This window comes from Methylophaga sp. (genome assembly GCF_965655755.1).
GTDB lineage: Bacteria > Pseudomonadota > Gammaproteobacteria > Nitrosococcales > Methylophagaceae > Methylophaga.
Genome location: NZ_CBFHHW010000006.1, coordinates 85040 through 92741, shown reverse-complemented (window position 1 = coordinate 92741; position 7702 = coordinate 85040). Strand labels below are relative to the sequence as shown.

The 7702-nt window shown below is 43.2% G+C and carries 4 protein-coding genes; 1 reads left to right on the top strand and 3 read right to left on the bottom strand.

The features are described 5' to 3' along the window. Positions 1-72: 72 nt before the first annotated feature. From ACTF5U_RS03895 to ACTF5U_RS03885, 3 genes are all read right to left on the bottom strand, one after another. Positions 73-2292, bottom strand: a complete 2220-nt coding sequence (locus tag ACTF5U_RS03895) for an EAL domain-containing protein (RefSeq protein ID WP_438970331.1) — start codon at positions 2290-2292, stop codon at positions 73-75. A gap of 160 nt (positions 2293-2452) precedes the next feature. Next, positions 2453-6070 (bottom strand): EAL domain-containing protein, encoded by a 3618-nt coding sequence (locus tag ACTF5U_RS03890; protein WP_438970330.1) that lies wholly within the window; start codon positions 6068-6070, stop codon positions 2453-2455. Between the two features lie 63 nt (positions 6071-6133). After that, entirely contained in the window at positions 6134-7078 is a 945-nt protein-coding gene (locus tag ACTF5U_RS03885) for a YbgA family protein (RefSeq protein WP_438970329.1), read from the bottom strand. Between the two features lie 102 nt (positions 7079-7180). Here ACTF5U_RS03885 and ACTF5U_RS03880 point away from each other — a divergent pair. Next, the coding region (locus tag ACTF5U_RS03880; protein WP_438970328.1) for an NAD-dependent epimerase/dehydratase family protein at positions 7181-7702 on the top strand (522 nt) is incomplete at its 3' end.

Sequence of the window (7702 nt, the reverse complement as noted above, 5' to 3'; positions counted from 1 at the left end):
GCTAATAATAAGAACTGACGACGTTTCATGTCTGAAGTCTCATTAAGTCATCTTGTCGGATCGTTAACGATATCAAACTCTCCAATTGAGGATATGATCAATTGGTTCCGGTTTTCCTAAGAAAAACCCCTGACCATAATCCACTCCCATAGCGCGAAGTTTATTCCAAACGAGTTCATCTTCAACAAATTCAGCAATCGTTTCCATGCCCATGACATGGCCAATATCATTAATAGCCTTGACCATTTCAAAGTCCAAAGGATCATTCACCATATCTTTTACAAATACACCATCAATCTTAATACTCTGCACAGGCAGGTTCTTAAGATAACCAAATGATGAGAGACCCGTTCCGAAATCATCCAGAGAAAATTTGCAGCCAAGTTCACTTAACACCTGAATTACATGCCTGGCATCACTCAAATTGCTAACCGCTGCCGTTTCGGTAATTTCAAACTGAATTGTTGAGGCAGGAAATTTAGCTTCCTTTAATTTATCTATCAGATAGGCCAACATTTCCTGTTTACCAAGTGAAGCGCCAGACAAATTAATAGCCATCTGCTTTAAATGCGGTATATCATCGACGTGTTTATCCAGCCAATTAAATGTTTTCTCAATCACCCACCGGTCAATTTTATCTGATAAATTATAGCGTTCTGCTGATGGCAAGAATGCACCAGGTGACGCAGACTCGCCGTTTTCATGACGCAGTCTGAGCAAAACTTCAAAAGCCGCCGGATATGAGTCCCTAGTATCAAAAATAGGCTGTGCATACAACTCAAACCGGTCTTCTGAGAGTGCTCGTCTAATTTCATTTACCCACAAGAACTCACCTTGTTGTGCTACAAGCTGTTTATCATCGTTCTCAAAAATATAAACTCTGTTTCTGCCGGCATTCTTAGCCGCATAACAAGCGGTATCTGCTTGTTTGAGAACTTCTGTGCTGTCGACTGATAGTGAATGAATTTTTGTCACACCGATACTGGCGCCGATTGTGAAAACTCGCGTTTCCCACACAAATTGAAATTGCTCAATGTGCTCACATATTTCTTGAGCGACTTTTTTCGCCTGGTTTTGGTTACAATCAGCCATCAAAATGGCAAACTCATCCCCTCCTAATCTAGCCAAAGTATCGCTTTTACGTATTTTCCTGATCAGCATGTCACTCAGTTGTCTAAGCAGCTCATCTCCCGCTATGTGTCCACAGGTATCATTAATAACCTTGAACTGATCGAGATCGACGAAACACAGTGCGTGCACTGAGTCTGTTTTTTTTGCTTTGCCAACCAGCTCATCTAAACGTCTTTCAAATTCGGTTCGGTTAATTAACCCTGTAAGACTGTCGTGAGTAGCCTGATACGACAATTGATCAGCCAGCTCTCTTGCTTCCGTAATATCTTCTAAAATAGCAACAAAGTGTGTAATTACATTGTCTTCATTGTGTATAGGAGCCACATATTCTTTTATCCAGTATTTTTCACCGTTCTTACGCCTGTTTTCAATCTCCCCTAACCAGTCCTTACCGGCTTTGACTGAATACCAGATATCAGAAAAAACCTCTCCTTTATGCCGCTTCGATCGGAATATTTTTGCCGAACGCCCAACAACCTCTTCGTTGTTATAGCCAGTGATGAGCTCAGCTTTTGGGTTCATGTACTGAATTTTTCCGTTAGCGGCTGTAATTAGAATACCGTTCGGGCTGGCCTCAACTGCACTCGATAGCGTCAGGAGATGATCCTGACTTTCTTCTAGGGTTTTATTCGCTTTTTTAAGCTCGTGTGTTCGCGCATCAATTAATTGCTCTCGAAGAAGAACCTCGTTATTAAGCTTATCGACCAATTTATTGTTATTTTCTTTTAGCTCCAGTTCGCTTTGTATGTGGTTATGTGAACGCCTAGCCAAAGAAATTAACAATGTGTAATAAATAAGCAATGTAAAGATAAGAAAGTAAGAAAGTGCCTGTGTCTCCGGTTGATAATATGCCTGATAAAAAGTAACAGAAACCAACATACTTACTTGAGGTAATGTATAAGCAAGATAAGCCGGAAACCAAGCGGCTAAAACCGGAACACCCGCTGTTGTGATACCACATACCAATACATATAACAGCGTGTTGACCTGAGCATCATCGACTAGAAAATAAAAGATACTTGCACTGCCCCAAACAATGCCCATGACGCCGGTTAATAAGACATGCCTTTTTATCCAATTGTATGCCTTAGTCTGATGAAGCCGCTTTGTCCTCCAGTACCATAGACTAATGCGAAGAAGCGCTACCAGAATGATGGCCATAGTCCATGTCATCAGCACGACATGATCAACACGTTCCATAAAGAACCATGTCAAAAGCGTCGCTACAACGATAATCACACCATTAACGAATGGGGATTGCTCGTAAAGCAAGTCCGCCTGTTGCTCACGAATTAAAAGGCTTTTATCTACCATCGTAAAGTCAATAGTTGTTGGAAGTAGTTAGAATAGTATCGATAGGCTCAGGCTTGCCTATTGCATACCCTTGCACAAAATCGACGCCAATTTCTGAGAGTTTCGCCAGAATGGCATCGTTTTCAACAAACTCAGCGATTGTATGTAATCCCATTACATGCCCAATTTCATTAATTGATTTCACCATTTCGTAATCTAATGGGTCAGTCAACATATCTTTAACAAACATGCCATCAATCTTAAGCGAATCGACTTTCATCTTTTTCAGATAAGCAAACGACGATAAGCCACTGCCAAAATCATCCAGAGAGAAACGAATACCACTTTCACCTAAAGTATCAATAAATTTGGTGGCGGCCCTTAGATTCGCAATGGCGGCTGTTTCGGTGATCTCAAACTTGATCTTCTTGCCTGCGATTTTAGCCCTTGCAAGCTCATCAATAATAAACTGAAGCATCGACTCATCGCCCATGCTCAAACCTGATAAGTTAATTGATATTGTCGCAACGTTATTTAACCTATTTGCATTGGCATGCAACCAAGAAAACGTATGCGATATGACCCAGCGGTCAATACGCCCGATTGAGTTATAACGCTCAGCAGCAGGTAAAAATGCACCGGGTGGTGAAATCTGCCCATCTTTCCTGATCATCCTCACCAGGACCTCATAGCTCATGCCGCTTTCAGGAGTTTTCAATGGTTTAATCGGCTGTGCATAAAGTACAAAGCGATCATCATCCAATGCTTCACTGATTTCTGTACTCCATTGAATTTCTCCCCGCCGTTCCTGCAGACGAACACTGTCTTCACGGTGAACTTCGACTCGGTTACGCCCTGCATCTTTTGCAGAATAACAAGCTGTATCAACATTTCTTAAGGCCTCGTTGCCATCACTGGTATGTTGATCGATGATGGCAAGTCCGATACTCACGCCCACGGTGAAGGTATAGTCCTCCCAATGAAACCGAAAATCCGCCAGCAACTGCAATATCTGACCACAGGCTTTAAATGCTTTATCAATGGTGCAATGTTCCATCAATATCGCAAACTCATCACCGCCGAGCCTGGCGATCGTATCGCGTGAGCGCACATTATTCTGCAGCAACCCTCCAACCTGTCGAAGTAGTTCATCGCCCGCAATGTGACCACAGGTATCATTGACCAGCTTGAACTGATCCAGATCCAGAAAACATAAGGCATGCTCGGTAAGGTTATGTTGGGCAGCCAGAATCACTCGATCGAGACGCAAATCGAATTCATGGCGGTTAATTAATCCCGTTAATTGATCATGTGAAGCCTGATATGAGGTTTCTTCACTCAAACGTCGTGCCTCGGTGATATCCACCTGTGTGACTACGAAGTGTGTTGCCTGTCCCTCTGCATTCAACATCGGAGCTATTAATTCCTGCGCCCAATACAAATCACCATTTTTCTTACGGTATTGCAGTTCGCCACGCCAATTTTCGCCTTTCCGAATCGTGCGCCATATTTCCTCATAAATACCCGGCATGTTGACCGCAGAATTAATCATATCCGGCCACCGTCCAAGCTTCTCATCATTACTATAGCCGGTGATGTCGGTAAATTTTGGGTTCACATACTCAACTTGACCTTCTTTATCCATCACCACGATGGCATTGGGACTATGTTCAACCGCCAGCGATAATTTTTCCAGCCTCAGTTGAGATGCCTTGAACCGGGTTATATCGCGGGCAATACCCTCAACACCTATCACTTCTTTGTTTTCGTTATAACTTGGCACCTCCGTCACAGCCAAGGTGTGTAACTCTCCTTGCTTGTCGATGATCTCCAACTCATAATTTGATTTGTTTCCGGCGACGGTATGCTCCGTAAACCGTGGGACCATTTGATTCACTTCACTATCAGATAAGAATGTCGTGTAGTGCTGCAAAAATTCTTCTTGGGAATAACCTAATATTAATTCTAATGAGGGACTTACGTAGCTAAAAACACCCTTAAGATCATGGCTGTAGAGAAAGTATTCATCTTGTAAGTTTTCAACTAAGCGTCGATATTTCTCCTCATTGCTGGCTAATAACTCACTGTGTTCGTTCAACTCCTGTGTCTTATTTCGAACCTCTTCTTCAATAACTCGGTAACGGCCCGACAAGGTAAGTAACCAGACACTGATAAGACTGAAGAAAAATAAGACTAATGTCACAACCCAATAAAAAGACCAACTGGCATAGGTTTCGAAAAATAAACGAGAGGGATAGTAATCAATACGCCAATCATTACCGTGATTAATGACATGAGAAGTTTCAAACGATTCGCCTGTCATAAACGGCTTTCTATCTTGATCGGGCTGGCTTTCAAACAGCACCTCCCCGGTTTGCAGGCTGGTGACATCAAACTCAACCCAGGAAGAGGCTTTGTCATAATAAATCTGTGAGAACAAAGATTGGTAATGGAGCATTTGCATCACATAACCACGTAAATTTCCTGTTTTATTCATGACCGGCATCAGATGAACTAACTGATCGGATGTATCGACATTAGGAATCAATTGTGAAAGATTCACAAAATAAGCGGATTCAGGTTCTATATCATTGAGGCGGCAAAGGCGTCTGTGCGCATTGGTACAAATATCCAGACCCAACATATTGTTAAACATGGAGGATTGTTCTGTTTCCAGATATTTCACTACTAATGACGGTGCATTCGAGGTTTTGTAAACGAGTAACTGGTTAGCCTCATCATATTGTCTGATAGCAATATCATTCTCGTCTTCGAACTCGAACTGTTCGCCTTTGGGCACGAACTCCAACCAAGCAACGATTTCAATATCTTGCTGTTGATCCACAGCGTCACGCAAAAAATGATCGAATTCCTCTTTAGTCACATCGACGCTATTTTGAAAATACGCCTGACTCGATTTCAGCACGGAACGATGAAAAGCCACCTCATTTTCTATCAGACTATTGACTAAGCCCGCACTGGCATTAAATCGCGTTTGGTTTAAATCATTCTCACGATCCCGCGCGGCATCTAACATCACCAGAAATAATGCCAACAGCACGATCATGGGTATAGAAACAGTAATAACACGGGGCCGCCATGAAGAACGGGGGTGAGCAAAAAGACTCAGCATAATAGGACTAACAATCACAATCCCCATTGCTGTCCCTAACCACCAGATCAGAAAACTGTTTGCGACACTCAATGAGGTAAGCTCATCCAGTAATAACTGGCCACCGATGATTAGCCCAGTTGGAATCAGTGGTGCTATCACCGCTGTGATCAGGAAAAACTTTAGAATATGACTTTCTTTTACGAGAGAATTGGGCCAATCAATAAAACGGACCAATATCCAGCGAGCAATAGCCGCCAGCAACAGCGATTGTAAGCCCCATAAAAAAGCTAAGCTCAATCCGTTTAGATCTGTCCATCCGTTCAGTTGAAGACCAATCAGAAAGTCACCGAGAAACGCCCCAGGCAATAGGCGATAACCCCAGATCAAAACGGCAGTCACAGCAATACCGGCAGGAACCCATAATGGTGTTGCATCTACCGGTGGTAAAGAAAGTAAGCCAACCAACTGGCCACTGGCAAAATAAGCCAGTGTCAGAATTACGTTAGCGAAAAGCGCCTTGGTTAATCCCACATCTATCCTTGAGTGTTATTACAATCGAAGTGTAGCCTAAATTGGCGTTTCGTTCACATACTATTAAATCGCATTACGTAGACTGAGATCATCCGGATACGGCTGTAAATAAGCCTGTTGTTGAATGTAGGGATCGGGATGATTATTGAAATGGTGTTTGAGCATCGTGACCGGGACGATCAGCGGTAACTGTGCGGTTCGATATTGCTCGATAATATTTGCCAGTTCAGCCTTTTCTGAAGCCGAAATTTTTTTCTTAAGGTACCCTTGTAGATGCATTAACACATTAGTATGCGTTTTACGGGATGCTAACTCACCCAACACTGTCATCAGAGCAGTGAAATAGTGCTCACCCAATTCCTCTATATTCTGATTACCGGCATCGGCAAGCATACGCCCTAACTGGGCATATTTTTTTGGAGAGTGTGCCATGAGTACATACTTGTAGCGCGCATGGAAGTCAGTCAGGATTTTTGAGGTGAGTCCCGCTTTCTTTAGTTCCTGCCAGTTGGCAAAGGCAAACACTCGAGTCACAAAATTTTCCCGTAAGGTCGGGTCACTCAAACGTCCGGATTCTTCAACAGGTAGTAGAGGGTGTGCATTAGTAAAAGCTTGTGCATAAATCCCACGACCCGGTGTTGCCGCGGGATAACCATTCTCCTGATAGACTTTGACTCGAAACAAGCCGCAACTGGGCGAGTTCTTCATGAAGATATAACCTGAGAGATCGTCGTGCTGCTGTGCTTTTTGCTGGCCAAATTGAGTCAACTCATTTGTGTAATCGAGCGTTTCATCATGCACAGCAACGGCTTTGGGGTTGTCTACCTCGCCAGTGAGGCGAATAGGTTTACGTGGAATGCTCATACCAATTCCCACTTCGGGACATTCGGACACAAAATCGAAATAGCGTGCAAGGCTGTCTGTCACCAGACGTAAATGTTTATGGGTACCGTCGTAACGAACTTCTTCTCCCAACAGGCAACTACTAATACCAACTTTTATTTTCATTTTTCACACTCGCTTGTCGCGGGGTAGATTATCCTGAATGTATGTAAACTTCTATCAAAAAAACATTTTCTATAACTCTGCCATACAGAGGATGAATTTAATATGAATTATCTTATTACCGGTGGCACTGGTTTGATCGGTTCAGTAATATGCCAACAGTTACAGTCCGCGGGTCATACCGTTATCGTACTGAGTCGATATCGGGATAAAGTCCATCAACGCTGCGGGTTATCAGCAATTGCCGTCACCAGTTTGGAGGAAATAGGCCACTCAGAGCAAATTGATATCATTATTAACCTTGCTGGAGCGCCTGTAGCTGATAAGCGCTGGAGCATCCAGCGTAAGCACGAATTAGAAGAAAGTCGCGTCACGCTGACCGATAAACTGGTGGAATGGATTGCTTCGCGGGATAAAAAACCGTTAAGCCTCATTAGTGGTTCAGCTGTTGGCTGGTATGGTGATCAAGGCGCCATTGAACTGACAGAGCAAAGCCCACATCGTCATGACTATGCCCATCAACTTTGTGAAAAATGGGAACAAGCCGCATTCAAAGCAAAACATCACGGCGTTCGCGTTTGTGTCGTCAGAACGGGACTTGTTATTGCCGATAATGGCGGTTTCTTA